This is a genomic window from Streptomyces sp. NPDC025806 (genome assembly GCF_055558275.1).
Genome location: NZ_JBVHMU010000016.1, coordinates 116,547 through 136,289, shown reverse-complemented (window position 1 = coordinate 136,289; position 19,743 = coordinate 116,547). Strand labels below are relative to the sequence as shown.

Here is a 19,743-nt window from a genome sequence, read left to right as displayed (position 1 = left end):
TCCGTCGAACCCGTATAGGGGTGATTTCGCATGCGCATGCCCAGAACCGCCCTGTGCCTCGCCGGCGTCGCCGCACTCGCCGCCACCAGCGCGTGCTCCGGCGCTCAGACCGATCAGTCCGCGGGACCCTCCGCCACCGACTCCGTCGAGGCGACCTCCCCGGCCGCGAAGGGACCGCTCGACTCGTTCACCTGGTCGCTGTACGCGGAGCCGTACACGCTCGACTACGCGCTGGCCTACGACTACCCGCCCAACACCGTGCTCGCCAACGTCTGCGAGCAGCTCCTGCGCGTGACGCCCGACCTGAAGATCGAGCCGGGGCTCGCGGCGAAATACGCGCAGCCCGACCCGAAGACGTACGTCTACACCCTGCGCCCGGGCGTGAAGTTCCACGACGGCTCGGCCATGACCGCCGACGACGTGGTCGCGTCGCTGAAGCGGCAGATGGACCCGAAGACCGGCTCGCCCTGGGGCTCGGCGTTCAAGAACGTCAAGTCCATAGCGAAGACGGGCGACCTGGAGGTGACGGTGCGCCTCTCCAGGCCCGACGTCCTCTTCAACGAGCTGCTCGCCGCCTCGCCGGGCACCATCGAGTCCGCCGCGACCCTCGCGAAGGAGGGCAAGGACTACGGCACCCCCAAGGGCTCGGTCAACTGCACGGGCCCGTACGCCTTCGACCGCTGGGAGCAGGGCGACAGCATCACGCTGAAGAGGTTCGCCGGGTACTGGGACAAAGGGCTCGCGCCCAAGTCGGCGGCGGTGAAGTTCACGTTCATCGAGGATCCGGCCGCGCGCTCCAACGCGTTCCGTTCCGGCACCGCCGACGGCGGCTACCTCGTGCCGTCCTCGTCCTTCGCCCAGCTGCGCTCCAGCGGCAAGGGCAAGCTCCTGTTCGGCCCGAACACGGCGGCGGCCGACCTCGCCGTGCTCGACTTCAAGGGCCCGCTCGGCGATCTGAAGGTCCGCAAGGCCCTGTCGATGGCGCTGGACCGCAAGAACATCATCAAGGCCGCGGCCGGCGGCGTCGGCGAACCGGCCAAGGCCCCGGCCGCGCGCGGTGCCTGGGCCCTCGACGCGGAGCGGGGCCACAAGCTGTACGACGCCCTGCCCGAGCCCGCGTTCGACATCGCGGCCGCGAAGAAGCTCGTCACCGAGGCCGGCGCGAAGGGCGCGCGCGTCACGATCGTCACGAGCACCCTGGCTCCCGAGATCAGTGTCGTCGCCAACGCGGTGCAGGACGCGGGCCGCAAGATCGGCCTCGACGTGCGGCTCAAGGCCGTCGCCCCGGACGCGTACAGCAACATCTTCGTCGACCCCGGCTCCCGCAAGGGCCTCGACCTGGTGATCACCAACGGCTACGACAACACCCCGGACCCGCTGGAGTTCTACCAGTACCTGCGCACCGGCGACTTCGGGAACTACGGGAAGTGGTCGAACGCCGAGTACGACGCCGCCTTCGACAGGGCGAACGCCGAGCCGGACACCGCCAAGCGCACCGAACTCACCGGTGACCTGCAGAAGATCGCCATGCGCGAGCTGCCGATCATCCCGGTGTACGAGGCCCCGTACTCGGTGTTCCTCGGCCCACGCGTCACGGGCGCGCCCACCGGCATCGCCCAGCTGTACTACCCGTGGGCCGCGATGATCGGGGCCGCGAAGCGATGACGCGCTACCTGGCAGGACGGCTCGCCGGGCTGGTGGCGGTGCTGTTCGTGACCTCCCTCGTGGTGTTCGGCGCGATCCATCTCGCGCCGGGCGACCCGGTGACGTTCCTGCTGCACGGGCGTCCGGCGACCCCGGACGCCGTGGCGGCGCTGCGCGCCCAGTACCACCTGGACGACCCGCTGGCGCTGCAGTACGGGAAGTGGCTCGGCGGAGTGCTGCACGGCGACTTCGGCCGCTCCGCCCAGTTCCACCAGGACATCTCGGGGCTGATCGGCTCCCGCCTCCCGGGCACCGCCGTCCTCGTCGGGTACGCGGCGCTGCTCGTCGCCGTCCTCGGCACGGCGGCCGGGATCGCGGCGGCGCTGCGCCCCGGGCTGTTCGACCGCGCGGTGCTCGTCGGCACGGGTGTGGCGACGGCGACCCCGTCGTTCGTGACCGCGCTGGTGCTGGTGTCGCTGTTCTCCGTGCGGCTCGGCTGGTTCCCCGGGCCCGGCGGCACCCCGAGCGGTCTCACCGAGCGGCTGTACCACCTGACATTGCCCGCGTTCGCCCTCGCGCTCACCTTCGCCGGGCTGCTGGCCCGCGTGACCCGCTCGGCGATGCTCGACGAACTGGGCCGGGAACACGTCGAGGTGGCCCGGGCCCGCGGTGTCGCGCACCGCGACGTGGTGCGCCGGCACGTGCTGCGCAACGCGCTGGGGCCGGTCGTCACGGTCGGCGGCACGATGCTCGCGGGCCTGCTGATCAGCACGTCCATCGTCGAGACGGCGTTCGACGTGCCCGGGCTCGGCTCGCTGCTCGTCCAGTCGGTGACCGCCAAGGACTTCGCGGTCGTGCAGGCGATCACCCTCCTCAGCGTGGCGGCCTTCGGCGTGGTGAACCTCGTCGTCGACCTCCTCGCTCCTCTCATCGACCCGCGCCTGTCGCTGCGCGGGGAAGGTTCCGCATGACGACGACAACTGCTGTGCCGCACCGCCGGATCGGCTTCGGGCGGCTCCGACTCCTCGGCCAGGGGCCGATGTTCACCGGGTCGATCGCGGTGCTCGCGGTCCTCGTCCTGGTCGCGCTGCTCGCCCCGGTCCTCGCACCGCACGACCCCGAGGCCGTCGACCTGGCCAACAGTCTGGTCGGCAGCTCGGGCGACCATCCGCTCGGCACCGACCAGTCGGGCCGGGACATCCTGTCGCGGGTGATGTACGGCGCCCGCACCGGCCTGCTCGGTCCGCTGCTCGTCGTCGCCGTGTCCACGCTGCTCGGCACCGTGCTCGGCGTGGCCGCCGCCTGGCGGGGCGGCTGGGTGGACGCCCTGCTGTCCCGCTCGATGGACCTCGTGTTCGCGATCCCCGGGCTGCTGCTCGCGATCCTGCTCGTGGCCGTGGCCGGCTCCGGGATGACGGCTCCGGTGGCCGCGATGGCCGTCGCGTACACCCCGTACGTGGGCCGGCTCGTGCGGGGCATCGCCCGGCAGGAGAAGGCGCGGGCCTACATCGAGTCGTACCGGGTGCAGGGCTGGTCCGGCTGGACCATCTCGCTGCGTCACCTGCTGCCGAACATCGTGCCGACGGTGTTCGCCCAGTCGGCGATGAACTTCGGCTACGCGCTGATGGACCTGGCGGCGCTCTCCTTCCTCGGGTTCGGCGTGCAGCCGCCGACCGCCGACTGGGGCGCCATGATCAACGAGGGGCAGTCGGCCGTCCAGCTCGGCGCGATGCTGCCGACCCTGGCGCCGTCGGTGTGCATCGTGCTCGCCGTGGTGGCCTTCGGCGTCGTCGGCGAGGGGCTCGCCGACCGGATTGCGAGGCGGGAGCGATGAAGACGCTGGACACGACACCCGAGGACCGCCCCGACGACCGGCACCCGGTCCTGGAGATCACGGACCTGACCGTCGCGCTCGGGTCCGGATCCGGCGCCGCCCGGCCGATCCTGGACGGCGTCAGCCTGCACGTACTGCCCGGCGAGACGGTCGGCCTGGTCGGCGAGTCCGGCTCCGGCAAGTCGGTGGCCTGCCGCAGCGTGCTCGGGCTGCTGCCCGGCGGCGCCCGGGCCGAGGGACAGGTGCGGGTCAGGGGCCGGGACGTCCTCGGCATGGGCCCGGCGGAGCTGGCCGCGCTGCGCACCCGGCAGGTCGCCATGGTCTTCCAGGACCCACGTGCCTCCGTGAACCCGCTGCGCCGGGTCGGCGACTTCCTCACCGAGGGTCTGCGCGCGTCCGGCACCCCGGCCGCCGAGGCCACCGCCCGCGCGGAGGAACTCCTCACGGCGGTCGGCATCCGCGACCCGCGCGGGGCGCTGCGCCGCCACCCGCACCAGTTCTCCGGCGGCATGCTGCAGCGGGTCGTCATCGCGGCGGCCCTCGCGGCCGAACCCGCGCTGCTGCTCGCCGACGAGCCGACCACCGCCCTGGACGTCACGACGCAGGCGGAGATCATCGCGATCCTGACCCGGCTGCGCGCCGAACGCGGCACCGGACTGCTGTTCGTCACGCACGACCTCGAACTCGCCTCGGCGGTCTGCGATCGCGTCTACGTGATGTACGCGGGCCGCATCGTCGAGACGCGCGGCACGGACGAGCTGTTCGACCGGCCCCGGCACCCGTACACGGCGGGCCTGCTCGGCTGCACCCCGCGCCTGGAACCGGACGCGCCGCCGCCGCGGCCGATCCCCGGGCGGCCGGTGTCGCTCGCCGAGGCACCGCCGGGCTGCGCCTTCGCCGAGCGCTGCCCGCACGTCCTGCCGCGCTGCGCCGAGGAGACGCCCGTGCTCGCCCGGCACGGCGACGGACTGGCCGCCTGTCACCGGGCCGACGAAGGAATCGCACCATGACGACGACCACGAGCACGACCACCACCACCGACGCCACCCGGCAGGGCCTCGTGGTCGAGGGGCTGCGCAAGACGTTCGGCGGGCACACCGCCGTCGACGGCGTCTCCTTGGAGCTGGCGCCCGGCGCCTCGCTCGCGCTCGTCGGCGAGTCCGGGAGCGGGAAGACGACGACCGCCCGCATGCTCGTCGGCCTGGAGCGGCCGGACTCCGGCACCGTGCGCCTGGACGGCCGCGACCGTTCGGCGCGCGCCCGGGGCCGGGCCGAACGGCTCGCCCGCGCCCGCGAGATCCAGATGGTGTTCCAGGACCCCTATCTCTCGCTCGACCCGCGCGTCACCGTGCGCGCGTGTGTGGAGGAGGGGCTGAGGCTGCACACGGACCTGGACGCCACCGCGCGCCGGGCCCGGGTCGCCGAACTCCTCGACCAGGTCGGTCTCGGCGAGCGGGAGGCGACCGCGCTCCCCCGCCGGCTCTCCGGCGGGCAGCGCCAGCGCGTGGCGATCGCCCGCGCGCTGGCCGTCGAGCCGCGGGTCCTCGTCCTCGACGAGGCGGTCGCCGCGCTGGACGTGTCGATCCAGGCGCAGATCCTCGCGCTGCTCGCCGTGATCCGGCGGGACGCGGGCATCGCCTACCTGTTCGTCACGCACGATCTCGCCGTCGTCCGGCACATCGCCGACGAGGTCCTGGTGCTCCGGTCGGGCCAGGTCGTGGAACAGGGCCCGGCGGCCCGGGTCCTGGACGCGCCCGAGCACCCGTACACCCGGCTGCTCCTGGACTCCGTACCGCGGCGGGGCTGGGTGCCGGGGGCGGCCCGGCGGGATCGGGGGCCCGCCTGACGAGCCGAGCGCGCCCGCGCCGTCACCGGGTGTCCGGACTGGCATCGTGGAATCCGATCATCCAGTTACAGGAGGCACCTCGTGACGGACACCCCCGACGCGCCCCGGTCCACCGGCCGCCCGGCTCACCAGAACGTGACGTTCGACAGCGACGGCACGCCCGCGCACGGCTACCTCGCGCTGCCGCCCTCGGGCCGCGGCCCCGGTGTCATCGTCATCCAGGAGTGGTGGGGCCTGACCGACCACATCGCCGACGTCACCGACCGGCTGGCCGCCGAGGGCTTCGTCGCGCTCGCGCCCGACCTGTATGGCGCACGACGCGCAGGAGGCCTTCCGCATGATGCGGGAACTGCCGGAGCAGCGGGCCGTGGAGCTGCTCTCGGGCGCGGTGGGCCATCTCCTCGCGCGGCCCGAGGTCACGTCCGGCACGGTCGGCGTGGTGGGCTTCTGCATGGGCGGCGGCTTCGTGCTGCACCTGGCGGCGCAGGACGCGCGGGTCTCGGCGGCGGTCCCCTTCTACGGGGTCATCCAGCACGAGGTCCCCGACTTCTCGGGGCTCAGGGCCCAGATCCTCGGACACTACGGGCAACGCGACGAGTCGATTCCGCTGCCCACCCTCGACGGCCTGCGCCGGACGATCGAGCAACAGTCCGGCATCTTGCCCGACTTCCGCCTCTACCCGGCCGGCCACGCCTTCTTCAACGACGGCCGCCCGGAGGCCTACGACGCGCAGTCGTCGCGCCAGGCGTGGACCAGCACGCTCGACTTCCTGAAGTCGACCATCTGAGCAGAAGCCCCATCTCCTTTGAGCCCCTCCGGCGATTGAGGAGCGGGGTCCGGGGCGGAGCCCCGAGACGGCAAGGTCGGGGGGCCTGAACCCCCCGACCCCGCTCAACGACGACTCACCAGATCCGCACCCGATCCGCGGGGTCGAGCCACAGCCCGTCCCCCGCGACCGTGCCGAACGCCTCGTGGAACTCGTCGAGGTTGCGCACGATGTTCGCCCGGAACTCCGGCGGCGAGTGCGGGTCGATCGTCAGGTACTGCTGCTCCTGCTCCTTGCGCCGCTTGGTGCGCCAGCAGAACGCCCAGTTCATGAACAGCCGCTGGGAGCCGCTGAGTCCGTCCGCCTCGGGAACCGGTGCCCCGGCGAGGGCGATGAGGTAGGCGGTGTGCCCGATGGTGAGGCCGCCGAGGTCGCCGATGTTCTCGCCGACGGTCAGCGCCCCGTTGACGGACTCGCCCGGCAGGTTGCGCGGCGAGAAGCCGTCGTACTGCTTGATGAGCGCCTTCGACTTGCCCTCGAACGCGGCCTTGTCGTCCGCGGTCCACCAGTCGTTCAGGTTGCCCTGGCCGTCGTACTGGGCGCCCTGGTCGTCGAAGCCGTGGCCGATCTCGTGACCGATGACGGCGCCGATGCCGCCGTAGTTCTCGGCCGCGTCCGCCTCCGGCGAGAAGAACGGCTTCTGCAGGATGCCGGCCGGGAAGCAGATCTCGTTCGTGCCCGGGTTGTAGTACGCGTTGACGGTCTGCGGCAGCATGAACCACTCGTCGCGGTCGACCGGGGCGCCGATCTTGGCCATCTGCCGGTCGTGCTCGAAGGCGTCGGCCGCGTGCGCGTTGGCCAGCAGGTCGCCGGGGACGACGGTCAGGTTCGCGTAGTCGCGGAAGCGGTCCGGGTAGCCGATCTTCGGGCGGAACGTGGCGAGCTTCTCGTACGCCCGCTCCTTCGTCTCGTCCGTCATCCAGTCGAGGGCGCCGATGGACTGCCGGTAGGCCTCGAGCAGGTTCGCGACGAGCTCGTCCATCAGGGCCTTGGACGCCGGCGGGAAGTGCCGGGCGACGTACTCCTTGCCGACGGCCTCGCCCATGGCGCCCTCGACGAACGCGACGGCGCGCTTCCAGCGGGCCCGCAGCTCCGGGGTGCCGTTGAGCGTGCGCCCGTAGAAGTCGAAGTTGACGCGGACGAACGGCGAGGACAGGTACGGGGCGCTGGAGCGCAGCACGCGCGCGAGCAGCCAGTCGCGCCACTGCTCGACGGGGACCTCGGTGAGGACGGTCGAGAGGTGGGCCAGGTACGAGGGCTGGCGCACGCAGGACTGGGCGAGCGTGTCGTCGCTGCCGCCGAGCCCGGTGACGTAGCCGCGCCAGTCGAACGCCGGGGCGAGCGCGGTGAGTTCGTCGAAGGTGGTGAGGTTGTACGTCTTCTGCACGTCCCGCGTCTCGGCGCGCTCCCAGTGCCCTTCGGCGAGCCGGGTCTCCAGGGCGAGGACGGTGCGCGCGGCGGCGGCCGGGTCGGCGTGCTCGGCGAGCGTGAACAGCTCGGTGAGGTAGGCCTCGTACTTCTCGCGGGTCTCGGCGAACTTCTCGTCGCGGTAGTACGACTCGTCGGGCAGGCCGAGGCCGCCCTGCAGGAGGTTGAAGAGGTAGCGGTCGGAGTCGCGGTCGTCGGTGTCGATGTACGCGCCGAACAGGCCGGAGCCGCCGGTGCGTTCGAAGCGGCCCAGGAAGCCGGCGAGCTGCGAGACGTCGCTGATCCGCGCCACCTCGTCGAGGAGCGGCCGGACCGGGTCGAGGCCGAGGGCGTCGGCCCGCTCCTCGTCCATGAACGACGCGTACAGATCGGCGATCTTGCGTGCCTCGGTGTCGTCGAGGCTGGTCGGGCCGCCCTCGGCGATCTCCTGGATGATCTCCTTGACCTGCTGCTCGGCGACGTCCACGAGCTGCACGAAGGGGCCCCAGCTGGAGCGGTCGTCGGGGATCGGCTCGGTCGCCAGCCAGTGGCCGTTGACGTGTCCGAAGAGGTCGTCCTGCGGGCGGATCGCCGGGTCCATGCCCGGACGTGCGTCATCCAGAGTGCTCATCGACGCAGCCTACCCAGGTCAGGTGCCGTGAAGCGCGTCCCCCTGCCCCGCGGACACGCCACCGCCCCGGCGGCACGGGGCCGACCGGGGCGGTGGAGATCCGGCAGGGATCAGGCGAGCGAGGCGAGGGCCTCGTTCAGGGTCTGCGACGGGCGCATGACCTGGGCGGCCTTGGCCGGCGAGGGCTGGTAGTACCCGCCGATGTCGGCCGGGGAGCCCTGGACGGCGATGAGCTCGTCGACGATCTTCTGCTCGTTGGCCTTGAGCGACTCGGCGAGCGGGGCGAAGGCCTTCGCCAGCTCGGCGTCCTCGGTCTGCGCGGCGAGCTCCTGGGCCCAGTACAGGGCCAGGTAGAAGTGCGAGCCGCGGTTGTCGATGCCGCCGAGGCGACGGGTCGGCGACTTGTCCTCGTTGAGGAAGGTGCCGGTGGCGCGGTCGAGGGTCTCGCCGAGGACCTTGGCGCGGGCGTTGCCCGTGGTGGTGGCGAGGTGCTCGAGGGAGACGGCCAGCGCGAGGAACTCACCGAGGGAGTCCCAGCGCAGGTAGTTCTCCTTGACCAGCTGCTGGACGTGCTTCGGGGCGGAGCCGCCGGCGCCCGTCTCGAAGAGGCCGCCGCCGTTCATCAGCGGGACGACCGACAGCATCTTGGCGCTGGTGCCCAGCTCCAGGATGGGGAAGAGGTCGGTCAGGTAGTCGCGCAGCACGTTGCCGGTGACCGAGATGGTGTTCAGGCCCTGGCGGATGCGCTCGACGGAGAGCTTGGTGGCGTCCTCCGGGGAGAGGACGCGGATGTCCAGGCCCTCGGTGTCGAACTCCGGCAGGTACTGCTCGACCTTCTTGATCAGCTGGGCGTCGTGGGCGCGGGTCTCGTCGAGCCAGAAGACGGCCGGGTCGCCGGTGGCGCGGGCGCGCGTGACGGCGAGCTTGATCCAGTCCTTGATCGGGGCGTCCTTGGCCTGGCAGGCGCGGAAGATGTCGCCCTCGGCGACCTCCTGCTCCAGGACCACGTTGCCCGCGGTGTCGACCAGGCGGACGGTGCCGGCGGTCTGGATCTCGAAGGTCTTGTCGTGGGAGCCGTACTCCTCGGCCTTCTGCGCCATCAGGCCGACGTTGGCGACGGAGCCCATGGTCGACGGGTCGTAGGCGCCGTGGGCCCGGCAGTCGTCGATGACGACCTGGTAGACACCGGCGTAGCTGCTGTCCGGGAGGACGGCGAGGGTGTCGGCCTCCTGGCCGTCGGGGCCCCACATGTGACCCGAGGTGCGGATCATGGCGGGCATCGAGGCGTCGACGATGACGTCGGACGGCACGTGCAGGTTGGTGATGCCACGGTCGGAGTCGACCATGGCGAGCTCCGGGCCCTCGGCGATCTCGGCCTCGAAGGAGGCCTTGATCTCCTCACCGAGGTGCGGCACGGAGTCCAGGCCCTTGAGGATGGTGCCGAGGCCGTCGTTCGGGGAGAGGCCGGCGGCGACGAGCGCCTCGCCGTACTTCGCGAACGTCTTCGGGAAGAAGGCGCGCACGACGTGGCCGAAGATGATCGGGTCGGAGACCTTCATCATCGTGGCCTTGAGGTGCACGGAGAACAGGACGCCCTCGGCCTTGGCCTTGGCGATCTGCGCGGTGAGGAACTCGCGCAGGGCGGCGACGCGCAGCACGGAGGCGTCGACGACCTCACCGGCGAGGACCGGTACGGACTCGCGCAGGACCGTGACGGCGCCGTTGTCGGCGACCAGCTCGATCTTGAGGGAGCCGTCCTCGGCGATGACGGTGGACTTCTCGGTCGAACGGAAGTCGTTCTCGCCCATGGTCGCGACGTTGGTCTTGGACTCGGGGGTCCAGGCGCCCATGCGGTGCGGGTGGGCCTTGGCGTAGTTCTTCACCGAGGCGGGGGCGCGGCGGTCCGAGTTGCCCTCGCGCAGGACCGGGTTCACGGCGGAACCCTTGATCTTGTCGTAGCGGGCGCGGGCCTCGCGCTCCTCGTCCGTCTTCGGCTCGTCGGGGTACGCGGGCAGCGCGTAGCCCTGCTCCTGCAGCTCGGCGATGGCGGCCTTCAGCTGCGGGATGGACGCCGAGACGTTCGGCAGCTTGATGATGTTGGCCTGCGGCGTCTTGGCCAGCTCGCCCAGCTCGGCGAGCGCGTCGGCGATGCGCTGGTCCTCGTTCAGGTACTCCGGGAACGAGGCGATGATGCGCCCGGCCAGGGAGATGTCACGGGTCTCGACCCGCACACCGGCGGTGGACGCGTAGGCCTCGATCACGGGCAGGAAGGAATACGTCGCGAGGGCCGGGGCCTCGTCAGTGTGCGTGTAAATGATGGTCGAGTCAGTCACCGGGGGCTCCGCTCCACGTCTTCCACGTCGTCTGCATGTTTCTCAGATTGCTCGACATCAAGATATCTCGTGCCGGGCCCTTCTCCGAAAGGGCCCTGCCTGCAGGATCACAGAACCGGCCGACGGCGGCCCGTCGTGCGCCCCGCGACCGGCACCACAGCGGAGCCCGAAAGTATGGTGTCCCACCACATGTGCCGCTGACCTGCGTGTTCCTACCTTGTGCCAGCACGCAGTCGTCCCCGCCTTCGCCTGGAAGTGGTGCACATGGCCTCCGCAGCAACCGCTCCGCCCTCCCCCGGACACCTCAAGCGCATCGTCGCGGCGAGCCTGATCGGCACCACCATCGAGTGGTACGACTTCTTCCTTGTGGGGCCTGACCTGCGGAAACGTGGCTGACAACATTACCATCTGACGCCGTTCGACGGCCACTGTCCGGGACCCCCAGAGCGCGGGGGCGGCCTACCCGCGGGCAACCCGAAGACGGCAACCAAGACCGAGGCCGACCATCCCCCTGGTCGGCCTCTTCCGCTCCCCCGGCGCTGTTACCGCTGGGGGGCCTGCCGCTCCCCGGATCTGTGACGGACGGGTCGCAGCGGCCACCCCCCGGCGCCGCCCTTGGGTGGTGCCGGCGCCGGGGGCCTAAGCCTTCACCGCGAGGGACCCGTAGGCCAGGGGCTTTCCGTTCTTCACCCCTGGCTCGCGGTTTGGACGCGGGCCTGGTCCACCCGTGCCCACAACGGACCACAAATTCTTCCTTTCCCCTGAGGGGGGCGCTATGTCCGAAATCGTCCCCATCGCGAGCCTCGTCCTTTATGGCGGGAGCATTCCCGACATGCACGGCGAATTCGTCGTGGAGGACTGCGACGGCGAGCGCTACACCCTCATCAACTGGGACGGCGAATCCCTCCGGGGAGTCCGCCGGACGTCTATCCGCCCCATCACCGAAGAAGTTGATCCGTCATGACTGACGCCGAGTTCGAAGCCCTCCGCAAGGAGGTCGCCGCCTACGTCAAGACGACGACTTTCCCCGCCTCCACCTCGCCCGCCCAGGACGAGTACGAGGCGCACTCGCACCACGCCGAATTCGAATCCTCCCGACACTGAAAAGCGCAGGTACCACCCATGGCAGCTCAGCCCGGTAACAAGCACCACATGGCCAAGCTCACCGCCACGAAGGTGCGGGCCGCCCGAAAGTCGTACGCCACCGGAAAGTGGACCTACGCCCGGCTCGCCGAGAAGTACGGAGTGAGCAAGCAGGCAATGCAGGCCGCCGTCACCGGCCGCACCTGGAGCACGGTGTCATGAATTCCGCCGACGCCTGGCACGAATCCAATGCCTGGCCTCACACCCCCGACGGCGACATGTCGCCGATCCTCCAGGCGTCCATCGACGCCGAAAGGGCGCGCCGGGACGCCATCGCCCGGCACCCTGCCGGGAAAGGACTCGCGATGTCGACGCTCACGCTGCACGACCGGTGCGACAACTGCGGCGCCGCCGCCCTGTACCGGGTGCTCAAGAAGCCGCCTGCCGGCGAAGTTGTGTACGTCTCCGAGGCCGCCACGCTCGACTTCTGCGGTCACCACTTCCGGAAGCACAGCAAGACCCTGATCAAGCAGGGCTGGACGGTCACCGTCGAGCCCGAGGGAGTCCCGTCATGAACCGCACCCGGATCCAGCGCCAGAAGATCAACCGTCGCCTGCGCGAGTACGAGACGGCGGCCGACGCTGAACGCTTCGAGAAGGCGCAGACAGCACGCCGGCGGGCCGTGAAGGCGTCGCGGCAGGCGGAGGCCTTCCTTGACTGGGCGGTCTGGGACGGGAAGCGATGACGACCGCCACTGACTTCAGCCTCCGATGCCTGGTCCGCGAAGTGCTCGGCAATGACGCGCTCACCGATCCCACCGATGTGGCCCGCGAGGTCGCCAAGCGGATCCCCGCCGAGCACGTCGCCGACGCCCTCGCCGAGACGCTCCGCCCGTTCGTCCACGACGTCATGATCCAGGCCCGGCAGCGGCAGCAGAGTTCCCAGAACGCCACAGTCGCCGCCTCCCGCCCCCGGGCGTCCCGCCGCTGGGCGGAGGTCCGCGACGGCTGGCAGCGGCACCTGAAGAACCGCGAATGGGTGCCGGACCTGGGCTGGAAGCTCCTCGGCGAGTGCACCTACGACGACATGATGTCGATCGCCGACTACCGGCGCAGCGAGGCTGAGAAGAACCTCGCCGCCGAACGCCGGTACCGCAACCTGGCGCTACTCGTCTCCGAACACGACGTGAAGCGCGTCTGCGATCTTCCCCCTGAGGTTCTTGCGAAAGCCCTCAGCTAAGACTTCCGGCGGGCCACGCCACAAACGACGCCCAATGCGCCGCCGCCCGCCGGGGAAACACTCCCCCTGCGGCCATTTCCGGATCCATACCCACGACACCCCTGCCGCAGGGGGCTCAAGTTGCCGCAGCGGCCATTCCACTCGCGAGGCCCACAGTGCGTGCGCCGCTGCGGTTCTTTAAAACTCATCCCGAAGGTTCTGCCATGAATCCGAACGCCATGATGCTCGTCCTGGCCGCGGTGCTCGACGACCTGGAAAAGACCCGCATCGCCAACGAGAACCGCCTCCGCCAGATGACCCGCAACGTCGAGGACACCGACGGCGAGATCCGCGGCTTCGGCCTCACGGAAGACCACCCCGACGTGCAGCGGACGATGCAGCTCGTCGAGGCCCTGGGGAAGCTGGAGCATGAAGCGACGCTGAATCTTCAGCGGGCGATGCGGGCTCATCCGCTCGGCCCGTGGGTGAAGGCCCAGAAGGGTATCGGCGAGAAGCAGGCCGCCCGACTGCTAGCCGCGATCGGAGACCCGTACTGGAACACCCTGCATGACCGGCCGCGCACAGTGTCTGAGCTGTGGGCCTATGCCGGTTACCACACGCTCCCCGCCAGCCATCAGGCGCCCGGCACCCATGCGACCTCCGCTGGCGGGGGCAAGACCGGCCACGTTGACCACCCTGCGCTCGACGCCCAAATCACAAACGTCAACGTGGCTGCCAAGCGCCGCAAGGGCGTCCTCTCGAACTGGTCGAGTGACGCCAAGATGCGCGCCTACCTCATCGCCGAATCCGTCGTAAAGGCCAGCGGCCCCTGGCGCGAGGTCTACGACAAGCGTAAGGCGAACACCGACGGGCGGCTTCACGCCGTCGCCTGCGTCCGCTGCGGCCCCTCCGGCAAGCCCGCCCCGGTCGGTTCCGAATGGTCCAAGGGCCACCGGCACGCCGACGCCCTCCGCATCACCGCGAAGGAGATCCTGCGCGGCATGTGGATCGAGGCCCGCCGGCTCAGTGAGGACGGCGGCCGTGATCGATGACTGGGCCTTCACCCGGCACGCCGTAGACCGCGCCCTGGACATGGCCCTCGACCCCGGGCAGATCAGCTCCATCCTGATCGCCCCGCAGGTTACGCAGCCCACAGGGCGCGGATACGAGGACGGCTACGAGATCTGGGCGGCCGACAAGGTCGCCCTCGTAGTCCACCCGGCGAAGAAGATCGTGATCACCTGCCTGTGGCGGGGCCTGGTCTATGTGCGCGGCGACGACAGCGAGCCGTACCGCGACAACTGAAGAGGCTCGATGACAACTAAAAAGCCCTGCATCGACTGCGCGGCCGACTGGGGTGGCTTCCCGCCCCCGGCCGCGAAGCACCGCCCGGCCCCGCATCCGGGGCCCCGGTGCGCCACGCACTGGCGGGACGAGGTGAAGCGCCGCAAGGCGGTAGCGCACGAGAAGCGCGTACAGGCCACGTACGGCCTGAAGCCCGGCGAGTACGACCGGCTCTACGAGTTCCAGGGCGGCCGGTGCGCGCTCTGCCGCCGGGCCACCGGCGCTTCGAAGCGGCTGGCAGTTGACCACGACCACGCCACTGGCGCTCCTCGCGGCCTGCTCTGCTCGCCGTGCAACCGACACGTCCTAGGTCAGGCTCGCGACCAGGTCAGCTACTTCCGCCGCTGCATCGTCTACCTCTACACAACTCCATACGAACGGATGCGCGATGGCCTCCCCTTCCACGAAGGGCTCTGACTACATCGGCTGCCACCTCTGCTCGAAGCAGACGAAGCCGACGGTTGAGGGCCGCTACCGCAAGCACACCTTCCTGAACCGGAAGGAGGAGTGCGAGGCATCCGGGACCTTCATCCCTAAGGATCATTTGGAGGCCTCGTGCAAATCATCCGACCCGAGTGCGACGTCCCCGGCTGCCCCGTCTGCGGCGTCGTCGGCGGACGATGCCCAGGACCGTGCGTCACTTGCGACTACTTCGACGCCCTCTTCCCCGTCCTCGCCGGCACCGGCGGACGATGCGTCGACTGCCTCTGCCCTGGATGCGTTGCCCGGCGTGACGGAGTACGCGGAGGCGCTCAGCAGGGTGGTGTTTAGCCAGCCGGCCCCGTTGTTCTCCCAGCCTGCGCCGAAGCCGACGGCGGAACCCGCGGTCCCGATGACGGACCTGGGCAAGGAGATCACGGCCAGGTTCAAGGAGATCTTCTACGCCTATGACAACCGACGCTCAGCCGACAACCGATCTGCCCAGGTCACCATGGGACCGTCTGAGATGGGTACGCCGTGCGACCGACGGCTGGCTCTGTCCCTCATGCGGATGCCGCCTGTCAATCCAGGCGGTGACGGGTGGGCTGCCTTCGTCGGGACGTGCGGTCATGCGGGCCTCTCTGACATGTTCGTGTGGGCTTCGGGTACTTCTGGCCGCTTCGGGTCCGAAATCCCCCTGACGTTCCCGTCGAAGTTCGTCCCGAAGGGCACCGGCGACCTCCTCGACCGCACGCTGTGTGTGTTCGAGGACTTCAAGTTCATGGGCCGCTGGTCGCGGAACAAGCTCCGCACCCGGGGGCCGAGCCCGACGTACCGGACGCAGGTGCATGTGTACGCGAAGGGCGCCCGCGACCGGGGCGAGGTCGTCGACCATGTCGCGATCGTCGCCCTGCCCAGGGACGAAGCCTCTCTGGACGACATGTACGTGTGGACGGAGCCGTACAACCCGAAGATCGCGGCCGACGCGTTCGCCCGCGTCGAGGCGATCAACGCCCGCGTCGAGGCGGCGAAGGCCGAGCTGCACGAGCTGTACCCCGCGGAGGTCGAGCCTTCCCGGGAACTCGACCTGGAGATCAAGGCCCGCGTCGCGGCCGGCTTCGACATCGCCGACGACTGCCGCTTCTGCCCCTTCCACCTCCCCAACGCCCGCGACATCACCAGGGGGTGCAATGGCCGATCTTGACTGGAGACCCTCGCCGGCCGTCCGGCATCTCGAAGCCGGGTACGACAACAAGGAATGGTTCTGCCCCGACCTCAACGACGACGGGGAAAGCCCCACCATCTACCGGCGAGGCCTCTACCAGATCGTCGATGACGACGGGTACGACTCCTGCTTCGAGGGGGCCTGCTGGTGCTTCCAGTACCCGCAGCAGCTCTACGCGATGGGGCCAGCCACGGACGTCGCCCTGGATGCCTGGATCAAGGACCCGGACGAAAAGGAGCTGTGGGCCGAGATCGAAGCACACGTCGACAAGCACCACCCGTACAACAAGTCCGGACGCCCCAACAACCTGCTCTGACCCGCGAAACAAAGGAACAACAACCAAATATGGGATTCTCACAGCCCTCCGCCTCGACAGGCGGCGAGTTCGAGCCGAAGAACCACAACGGCCGGCTCCTCATGCTCTACCCCAAGTCGTACAACCCCGACGTCCAGACCAAGTTCGGGCCCAGCCAGGCCGCCGACGTCGATGTGATCGTCGTCGATGAGCAGGATCCGGCGACGGGGAAGCCGATCGTTGCCCTGGACGCGAAGCTGTTCGGGAACCTCGCGAAGAGCGTCCGTAACGATATCGGCGGCGTCGTCCTGGGGCGTCTTGGTCAGGTCCCGACGGCGAACGGAAATCCGGCGTGGGTGCTTCAGAACTACACGGACGCGGATGCGGCGATGGCGGGTCCGGTGGATCAGGCGTACCGGGCGGGCCAGTTCAAGCAGCCTGCTGCTGCTGCTGTGGCACCCCCGCCTGCCACTGCGGCCTCCACTACGGATCCGTGGGCGGGGATGAACGCGACCCCGGCCAACCCGATGAATGCTCCGGCTGCCGCTTCCCCCCCTGTGGCCGTTGCACCCTCCCCGCATCAGCAGTGGAGCCCGCCGGCTGGGACTGCTGCCCCGACCCCGCCGCCTGCACCGGCTGCGGCCCCGGTTGACCCGAACCTCGTGGCCTTCCTCCAGGCCCGAGGGATCCAGGTGACGCCGCAGATGGACCAGGCGACCTGCGAGGCCATCGCCCGCGGCCTGGCGTGAGCTGCCGCTACGGCAACTGCGCAGGTCTTACAACCGACTGCCCTCCGTGCCCCTACCTCTACGAGGAGACACCCGTGACTGAAACGACTGTCGACACCCCGAAGCGCGGCCGGAAGGCTGACCCGCTGGTCGCCTACCGCCGGGCCCACGAGAAGGCCGAGCGTGCCCGCAAGGCGTACGAGAAGGTCGAGGCCCTCGCGACGGCGAAGGCGGAGGCCGAGGCCGCCGAGCAGGAGGCCTACTCGGCCCTTCAGGAAGCTCTCGGCGACATCCCCGTCCCCGGCGCCGCCTGATGCCGAAGGAGATCGCACACGACGTCATCGAGCTGCACGGCGAGGACATCAGCTCCTCGGTCTACTCGTGGAGGCTCATCAACACCGTCGGTGAGGTCCGCGTCGTCGAGCTGGAGCTGTTCGCCGACGACAACCTCAAGATCAACGGCCGCACCATCAGCGAGATGCTGCACGGCCGATGAGACGCAGGGCCGCCGGGGTAGCGGTGCGCGCGCCGTCCGGGCCGCCCTGCACGCCGGGCGGGATCGGCGTCACCGAGGAACGTATGCCTCGACTGCCGCCGGACCGCCCGGCCCCCCGTGACCGCCGGGGGCGGTGGTAAGGCCGGATGTAGCGCTACCGGCAGTCTGCCCCCGGCTTGGGGACCGGGCCCCGCTAGGGACACCGAGCACCGGACAAGGGATAGCAGTTGGGCCCAGCTAGCGGCTGGGCGGCCGAGTTCGGGCTCACACCGGTCGAAAGTAGGGCCCGTCGTAGCTGCGCGGCGGGCCCGCCCCATAACTGAACAGCGAGGGCTGCATGGAGAACGAAAAAGAGAAGAGCCATCACGAGTGCAAGTGCCGGGACTGCGACCAGATCACGGCGATGGCCGAGCGGATGGACGCCTGGAAGGCGGCGGTGGCGCTCCTGGCCGAGCGGGAGTGGCCGAGCGGCGGCGACGAGCCAGCGGTCACCCCGGATACGGTCGCCGGCCTCGCAAACTGGCTGCTCTACGGGCCACGGGATGACGACTAACCTCGTCCACGCACTCAAGGCCGTACAGCGGGGCTGGCACATCTTCCCGGTCGAGCCGGGCGAGAAGACCCCGCACAAGATCCGGCCGAATGCCCCGTACACGATCCGCTGGTCCGAGGTCGCTACTACGGATATCGGCACGATCGCTTCGTGGTGGGCGCAGTCCCCCCGGGCGAACATCGGCCTGGCGGCGAAGCCCTCGGGGCTGATCATCGTCGACTGCGACATGCCGAAGCGTGAGAACCAGCTCGCCGACACACCTTGGGAGTACCTACATGAGCGGCTCGGTCCCTGGGTGGATGGCACTGATGTCCTGCGGGAGATGTGCGGTCGCTTCCACGATGACTACCAACGTTTCGAGCGGACGTATCGAGTATGTACGGCTTCGCTCGGATTGCACTTGTACTACAGGTGGCCCGAAGGGATTCAGGCGTCTCAAGCATCGCCTGTCCCTGGCCTGGTGGATATTCGCTGCAACGGCGGCCAAAAGGGAGGCTACGTCCTAGCGGCCGGCTCCGAGACGGAGAAGGGCCCGTACGTCCCCGAGAACGATCTCCCCGTCGCCGACGCCCCTCCGTGGCTGATCGAGCTTTGCCGGGAGAAACCCAAACCGAAGCCGGTCAAACCCCGGTTCTCCCAGCCGGGCAATGCCAACTATGCGGGTCTCGTTGAGGTCGTCCGCTACGCCGGTGAAGGCAACCGCAACAACTGCCTGCTGTGGGCGGCCCGTTCGATGTGTGAGGACGGCGCCACCGAGGACGAGGCCGTCACCGTGCTGCTCCCCGCCGCCGGTGAAGCCGGCCTGTTCGAGCGGGACATCCGGGCGACCATCCGTTCCGCTTTTCGACTCCAAGGAGCCAAACCATGACCAAGCTCTGGCAGCACATGAGGGCCCGCGGCCGGTACACCTACCTGGCCATCTGGCTCGCCATGGCGGTGTTCAACTTCGCCATCGGATCCCCGATGTGGGGGGTCGCCGACCTCGCCCTCGGCGCGATCTTCTTCTCCCTCGGCATCGGGTTCCCGCCGCCCCCGGCCCCGGCACGACAGAAGGCCGATGGCCGCGAAGAAGCCTGAGTGCAACCTGATCTGCTGCAAAACCCCGGCCGAGGCCCTCGCCAAGATCCGCGCCGACCTCGCCGAATGGAAGGCCGGGGCCTGGGCCGAGGCCGTCGCCTACGGCCCCGGCTGCTCATGCGGCCTACGCGGAACAACTGAACAGTGCAGGAGGCACCCACGTGATCCTGACGCAGGTCGTCCAGGTGAAGTTCCTGGGCACTGACCGCCTCTACACCTACGCCTGGGACTTCGATCCCACCCTCGACCAGCAGCCGCTAGGTCTGGGTGACCGCGTCGAGGTCCCGCCCAACTTCGTACAGGAGGAGGGCGGTTCAGGTGTCGTCGCCGCTCTCGGCTCCACCTACAGCGGTGAGATGGCCCGGATCGTGAGGAGGATCCCCGATGGTCCCGCCTAAGCCGAAGGCGTCGACCCCGGCGAAGGGGTCGTCGAAGCGGAAGAAGAAGAACAAGCAGCCCACCCAGCGGCCCCCGATGCAGCGGGTCAAGATCATCGGTCCCACGGGGAAAGCCCGCTGGGAGTGGAGGCCGTGGGGCTCGTGAGAGAGCGCCCGCCAGCGGGCCGCCGGATCAGAACCCTGGCCCTGCCGGGCGACGAGGAAGACGTCCTTGACGCACTCATCGCCCAGGCGATCCGGCGGGACAACCGCTACAACCGCGAAGAGCGGATGGTTCTCATCTGCATGGCCCAACGCCTCGCATACCGGCTCGACACCTGCATCGCCGAGTACTGCCCGGTATGCGGCGGCTTTGTCTGGGACGGCCAGACACCCCTTCTCTGAA

The 19,743-nt window shown here is 69.7% G+C and carries 28 protein-coding genes and 1 pseudogene; 27 read left to right on the top strand and 2 right to left on the bottom strand.

The features are described 5' to 3' along the window. Positions 1-30: 30 nt before the first annotated feature. The 6 genes and pseudogenes from ACZ4E1_RS30875 to ACZ4E1_RS30850 all read left to right on the top strand — a co-directional run bounded on the left by ACZ4E1_RS30875 (position 31) and on the right by ACZ4E1_RS30850 (position 6,111). Positions 31-1,665, top strand: a complete 1,635-nt coding sequence (locus tag ACZ4E1_RS30875; RefSeq protein ID WP_467545677.1) for an ABC transporter substrate-binding protein — start codon at positions 31-33, stop codon at positions 1,663-1,665. Then, positions 1,662-2,615, top strand: coding sequence for an ABC transporter permease (locus ACZ4E1_RS30870; RefSeq protein WP_467545675.1), 954 nt, complete (start codon positions 1,662-1,664; stop codon positions 2,613-2,615). The genes ACZ4E1_RS30875 and ACZ4E1_RS30870 overlap by 4 nt, the downstream gene beginning before the upstream one ends. Beyond that, positions 2,612-3,478: an ABC transporter permease gene (locus ACZ4E1_RS30865; protein WP_467545673.1), complete on the top strand. Its 867-nt coding sequence runs from the start codon at positions 2,612-2,614 to the stop codon at positions 3,476-3,478. The genes ACZ4E1_RS30870 and ACZ4E1_RS30865 overlap by 4 nt, the downstream gene beginning before the upstream one ends. Next, positions 3,475-4,488 carry an ABC transporter ATP-binding protein gene (locus ACZ4E1_RS30860; RefSeq protein WP_467545671.1) on the top strand — a complete coding sequence of 338 codons (1,014 nt, stop codon included), beginning with the start codon at positions 3,475-3,477 and terminating at the stop codon, positions 4,486-4,488. The genes ACZ4E1_RS30865 and ACZ4E1_RS30860 overlap by 4 nt, the downstream gene beginning before the upstream one ends. Then, complete coding sequence (locus ACZ4E1_RS30855) at positions 4,485-5,324, top strand: ABC transporter ATP-binding protein (RefSeq protein ID WP_467545670.1); 840 nt, start codon at positions 4,485-4,487, stop codon at positions 5,322-5,324. Before ACZ4E1_RS30860 ends, ACZ4E1_RS30855 begins: the two co-directional genes overlap by 4 nt. An 81-nt stretch (positions 5,325-5,405) precedes the next feature. Next, positions 5,406-6,111, top strand: a pseudogene (locus ACZ4E1_RS30850) (dienelactone hydrolase family protein). 115 nt (positions 6,112-6,226) lie between these two features. Here the strand turns inward: ACZ4E1_RS30850 and ACZ4E1_RS30845 are convergent. Then, the gene (locus tag ACZ4E1_RS30845) at positions 6,227-8,188 is read right to left on the bottom strand and encodes a M13 family metallopeptidase (protein ID WP_467545668.1); all 1,962 of its coding nucleotides are present in this window, start codon (positions 8,186-8,188) and stop codon (positions 6,227-6,229) included. Between the two features lie 110 nt (positions 8,189-8,298). Beyond that, positions 8,299-10,521 carry an NADP-dependent isocitrate dehydrogenase gene (locus ACZ4E1_RS30840; protein ID WP_467545666.1) on the bottom strand — a complete coding sequence of 741 codons (2,223 nt, stop codon included), beginning with the start codon at positions 10,519-10,521 and terminating at the stop codon, positions 8,299-8,301. Positions 10,522-10,785: 264 nt separating this feature from the next. Here ACZ4E1_RS30840 and ACZ4E1_RS30835 point away from each other — a divergent pair, with 264 nt between their 5' ends. The 21 genes from ACZ4E1_RS30835 to ACZ4E1_RS30735 all read left to right on the top strand — a co-directional run bounded on the left by ACZ4E1_RS30835 (position 10,786) and on the right by ACZ4E1_RS30735 (position 19,742). Then, positions 10,786-10,917, top strand: a complete 132-nt coding sequence (locus tag ACZ4E1_RS30835) for a hypothetical protein (protein WP_467545806.1) — start codon at positions 10,786-10,788, stop codon at positions 10,915-10,917. Between the two features lie 379 nt (positions 10,918-11,296). Next, positions 11,297-11,485 (top strand): hypothetical protein, encoded by a 189-nt coding sequence (locus ACZ4E1_RS30830; RefSeq protein ID WP_467545664.1) that lies wholly within the window; start codon positions 11,297-11,299, stop codon positions 11,483-11,485. After that, on the top strand, positions 11,482-11,625 hold the full coding sequence (locus tag ACZ4E1_RS30825; protein WP_467545662.1) for a hypothetical protein: 144 nt from the start codon (positions 11,482-11,484) through the stop codon (positions 11,623-11,625). The genes ACZ4E1_RS30830 and ACZ4E1_RS30825 overlap by 4 nt, the downstream gene beginning before the upstream one ends. Positions 11,626-11,643: 18 nt before the next feature. After that, complete coding sequence (locus ACZ4E1_RS30820; RefSeq protein WP_467545660.1) at positions 11,644-11,826, top strand: hypothetical protein; 183 nt, start codon at positions 11,644-11,646, stop codon at positions 11,824-11,826. Beyond that, complete coding sequence (locus ACZ4E1_RS30815) at positions 11,823-12,179, top strand: DUF7455 domain-containing protein (RefSeq protein WP_467545659.1); 357 nt, start codon at positions 11,823-11,825, stop codon at positions 12,177-12,179. The genes ACZ4E1_RS30820 and ACZ4E1_RS30815 overlap by 4 nt, the downstream gene beginning before the upstream one ends. Further along, entirely contained in the window at positions 12,176-12,349 is a 174-nt protein-coding gene (locus tag ACZ4E1_RS30810) for a hypothetical protein (RefSeq protein ID WP_467545657.1), read from the top strand. Before ACZ4E1_RS30815 ends, ACZ4E1_RS30810 begins: the two co-directional genes overlap by 4 nt. After that, positions 12,346-12,843, top strand: coding sequence for a hypothetical protein (locus tag ACZ4E1_RS30805; protein ID WP_467545655.1), 498 nt, complete (start codon positions 12,346-12,348; stop codon positions 12,841-12,843). Before ACZ4E1_RS30810 ends, ACZ4E1_RS30805 begins: the two co-directional genes overlap by 4 nt. A gap of 203 nt (positions 12,844-13,046) precedes the next feature. After that, entirely contained in the window at positions 13,047-13,874 is an 828-nt protein-coding gene (tas, locus tag ACZ4E1_RS30800; RefSeq protein ID WP_467545653.1) for a TIGR-Tas system RNA-guided endonuclease, read from the top strand. Then, complete coding sequence (locus ACZ4E1_RS30795) at positions 13,864-14,127, top strand: hypothetical protein (RefSeq protein WP_467545651.1); 264 nt, start codon at positions 13,864-13,866, stop codon at positions 14,125-14,127. The genes tas and ACZ4E1_RS30795 overlap by 11 nt, the downstream gene beginning before the upstream one ends. A 9-nt stretch (positions 14,128-14,136) precedes the next feature. Then, positions 14,137-14,583: an endonuclease VII domain-containing protein gene (locus ACZ4E1_RS30790; protein ID WP_467545649.1), complete on the top strand. Its 447-nt coding sequence runs from the start codon at positions 14,137-14,139 to the stop codon at positions 14,581-14,583. After that, complete coding sequence (locus tag ACZ4E1_RS30785) at positions 14,555-15,790, top strand: hypothetical protein (RefSeq protein ID WP_467545647.1); 1,236 nt, start codon at positions 14,555-14,557, stop codon at positions 15,788-15,790. Before ACZ4E1_RS30790 ends, ACZ4E1_RS30785 begins: the two co-directional genes overlap by 29 nt. Further along, on the top strand, positions 15,777-16,127 hold the full coding sequence (locus ACZ4E1_RS30780; RefSeq protein WP_467545645.1) for a hypothetical protein: 351 nt from the start codon (positions 15,777-15,779) through the stop codon (positions 16,125-16,127). Before ACZ4E1_RS30785 ends, ACZ4E1_RS30780 begins: the two co-directional genes overlap by 14 nt. Before the next feature lie 29 nt (positions 16,128-16,156). Further along, complete coding sequence (locus ACZ4E1_RS30775; protein WP_467545643.1) at positions 16,157-16,855, top strand: hypothetical protein; 699 nt, start codon at positions 16,157-16,159, stop codon at positions 16,853-16,855. A gap of 74 nt (positions 16,856-16,929) precedes the next feature. Continuing rightward, a complete protein-coding gene (locus tag ACZ4E1_RS30770) occupies positions 16,930-17,148 on the top strand; it encodes a hypothetical protein (RefSeq protein WP_467545641.1) in 219 nt (72 codons plus the stop codon). Next, the gene (locus tag ACZ4E1_RS30765) at positions 17,148-17,330 is read left to right on the top strand and encodes a hypothetical protein (RefSeq protein ID WP_467545639.1); all 183 of its coding nucleotides are present in this window, start codon (positions 17,148-17,150) and stop codon (positions 17,328-17,330) included. Before ACZ4E1_RS30770 ends, ACZ4E1_RS30765 begins: the two co-directional genes overlap by 1 nt. Positions 17,331-17,667: 337 nt before the next feature. Beyond that, complete coding sequence (locus tag ACZ4E1_RS30760; protein ID WP_467545637.1) at positions 17,668-17,883, top strand: hypothetical protein; 216 nt, start codon at positions 17,668-17,670, stop codon at positions 17,881-17,883. Then, a complete protein-coding gene (locus ACZ4E1_RS30755; protein ID WP_467545635.1) occupies positions 17,873-18,751 on the top strand; it encodes a bifunctional DNA primase/polymerase in 879 nt (292 codons plus the stop codon). Before ACZ4E1_RS30760 ends, ACZ4E1_RS30755 begins: the two co-directional genes overlap by 11 nt. Beyond that, positions 18,748-18,960 carry a hypothetical protein gene (locus ACZ4E1_RS30750; RefSeq protein WP_467545633.1) on the top strand — a complete coding sequence of 71 codons (213 nt, stop codon included), beginning with the start codon at positions 18,748-18,750 and terminating at the stop codon, positions 18,958-18,960. Before ACZ4E1_RS30755 ends, ACZ4E1_RS30750 begins: the two co-directional genes overlap by 4 nt. A 161-nt stretch (positions 18,961-19,121) precedes the next feature. Continuing rightward, the gene (locus ACZ4E1_RS30745) at positions 19,122-19,358 is read left to right on the top strand and encodes a hypothetical protein (protein ID WP_467545632.1); all 237 of its coding nucleotides are present in this window, start codon (positions 19,122-19,124) and stop codon (positions 19,356-19,358) included. After that, positions 19,345-19,503 (top strand): hypothetical protein, encoded by a 159-nt coding sequence (locus ACZ4E1_RS30740; protein ID WP_467545630.1) that lies wholly within the window; start codon positions 19,345-19,347, stop codon positions 19,501-19,503. Before ACZ4E1_RS30745 ends, ACZ4E1_RS30740 begins: the two co-directional genes overlap by 14 nt. Beyond that, positions 19,491-19,742 (top strand): hypothetical protein, encoded by a 252-nt coding sequence (locus ACZ4E1_RS30735; protein ID WP_467545628.1) that lies wholly within the window; start codon positions 19,491-19,493, stop codon positions 19,740-19,742. Before ACZ4E1_RS30740 ends, ACZ4E1_RS30735 begins: the two co-directional genes overlap by 13 nt. Position 19,743 lies beyond the last annotated feature (1 nt).

Bases quoted from the DNA above. Each gene is read 5' to 3' on its own strand.
- ACZ4E1_RS30875 (WP_467545677.1), top strand. From the start codon at position 31: ATGCGCATGCCCAGAACCGCCCTGTGCCTCGCCGGCGTCGCCGCACTC.
- ACZ4E1_RS30870 (WP_467545675.1), top strand. From the start codon at position 1,662: ATGACGCGCTACCTGGCAGGACGGCTCGCCGGGCTGGTGGCGGTGCTG.
- ACZ4E1_RS30865 (WP_467545673.1), top strand. From the start codon at position 2,612: ATGACGACGACAACTGCTGTGCCGCACCGCCGGATCGGCTTCGGGCGG.
- ACZ4E1_RS30860 (WP_467545671.1), top strand. From the start codon at position 3,475: ATGAAGACGCTGGACACGACACCCGAGGACCGCCCCGACGACCGGCAC.
- ACZ4E1_RS30855 (WP_467545670.1), top strand. From the start codon at position 4,485: ATGACGACGACCACGAGCACGACCACCACCACCGACGCCACCCGGCAG.
- ACZ4E1_RS30845 (WP_467545668.1), bottom strand. From the start codon at position 8,188: ATGAGCACTCTGGATGACGCACGTCCGGGCATGGACCCGGCGATCCGC.
- ACZ4E1_RS30835 (WP_467545806.1), top strand. From the start codon at position 10,786: ATGGCCTCCGCAGCAACCGCTCCGCCCTCCCCCGGACACCTCAAGCGC.
- ACZ4E1_RS30830 (WP_467545664.1), top strand. From the start codon at position 11,297: ATGTCCGAAATCGTCCCCATCGCGAGCCTCGTCCTTTATGGCGGGAGC.
- ACZ4E1_RS30825 (WP_467545662.1), top strand. From the start codon at position 11,482: ATGACTGACGCCGAGTTCGAAGCCCTCCGCAAGGAGGTCGCCGCCTAC.
- ACZ4E1_RS30820 (WP_467545660.1), top strand. From the start codon at position 11,644: ATGGCAGCTCAGCCCGGTAACAAGCACCACATGGCCAAGCTCACCGCC.
- ACZ4E1_RS30815 (WP_467545659.1), top strand. From the start codon at position 11,823: ATGAATTCCGCCGACGCCTGGCACGAATCCAATGCCTGGCCTCACACC.
- ACZ4E1_RS30810 (WP_467545657.1), top strand. From the start codon at position 12,176: ATGAACCGCACCCGGATCCAGCGCCAGAAGATCAACCGTCGCCTGCGC.
- ACZ4E1_RS30805 (WP_467545655.1), top strand. From the start codon at position 12,346: ATGACGACCGCCACTGACTTCAGCCTCCGATGCCTGGTCCGCGAAGTG.
- tas (WP_467545653.1), top strand. From the start codon at position 13,047: ATGAATCCGAACGCCATGATGCTCGTCCTGGCCGCGGTGCTCGACGAC.
- ACZ4E1_RS30790 (WP_467545649.1), top strand. From the start codon at position 14,137: ATGACAACTAAAAAGCCCTGCATCGACTGCGCGGCCGACTGGGGTGGC.
- ACZ4E1_RS30785 (WP_467545647.1), top strand. From the start codon at position 14,555: ATGGCCTCCCCTTCCACGAAGGGCTCTGACTACATCGGCTGCCACCTC.
- ACZ4E1_RS30780 (WP_467545645.1), top strand. From the start codon at position 15,777: ATGGCCGATCTTGACTGGAGACCCTCGCCGGCCGTCCGGCATCTCGAA.
- ACZ4E1_RS30775 (WP_467545643.1), top strand. From the start codon at position 16,157: ATGGGATTCTCACAGCCCTCCGCCTCGACAGGCGGCGAGTTCGAGCCG.
- ACZ4E1_RS30765 (WP_467545639.1), top strand. From the start codon at position 17,148: ATGCCGAAGGAGATCGCACACGACGTCATCGAGCTGCACGGCGAGGAC.
- ACZ4E1_RS30760 (WP_467545637.1), top strand. From the start codon at position 17,668: ATGGAGAACGAAAAAGAGAAGAGCCATCACGAGTGCAAGTGCCGGGAC.
- ACZ4E1_RS30755 (WP_467545635.1), top strand. From the start codon at position 17,873: ATGACGACTAACCTCGTCCACGCACTCAAGGCCGTACAGCGGGGCTGG.
- ACZ4E1_RS30750 (WP_467545633.1), top strand. From the start codon at position 18,748: ATGACCAAGCTCTGGCAGCACATGAGGGCCCGCGGCCGGTACACCTAC.
- ACZ4E1_RS30740 (WP_467545630.1), top strand. From the start codon at position 19,345: ATGGTCCCGCCTAAGCCGAAGGCGTCGACCCCGGCGAAGGGGTCGTCG.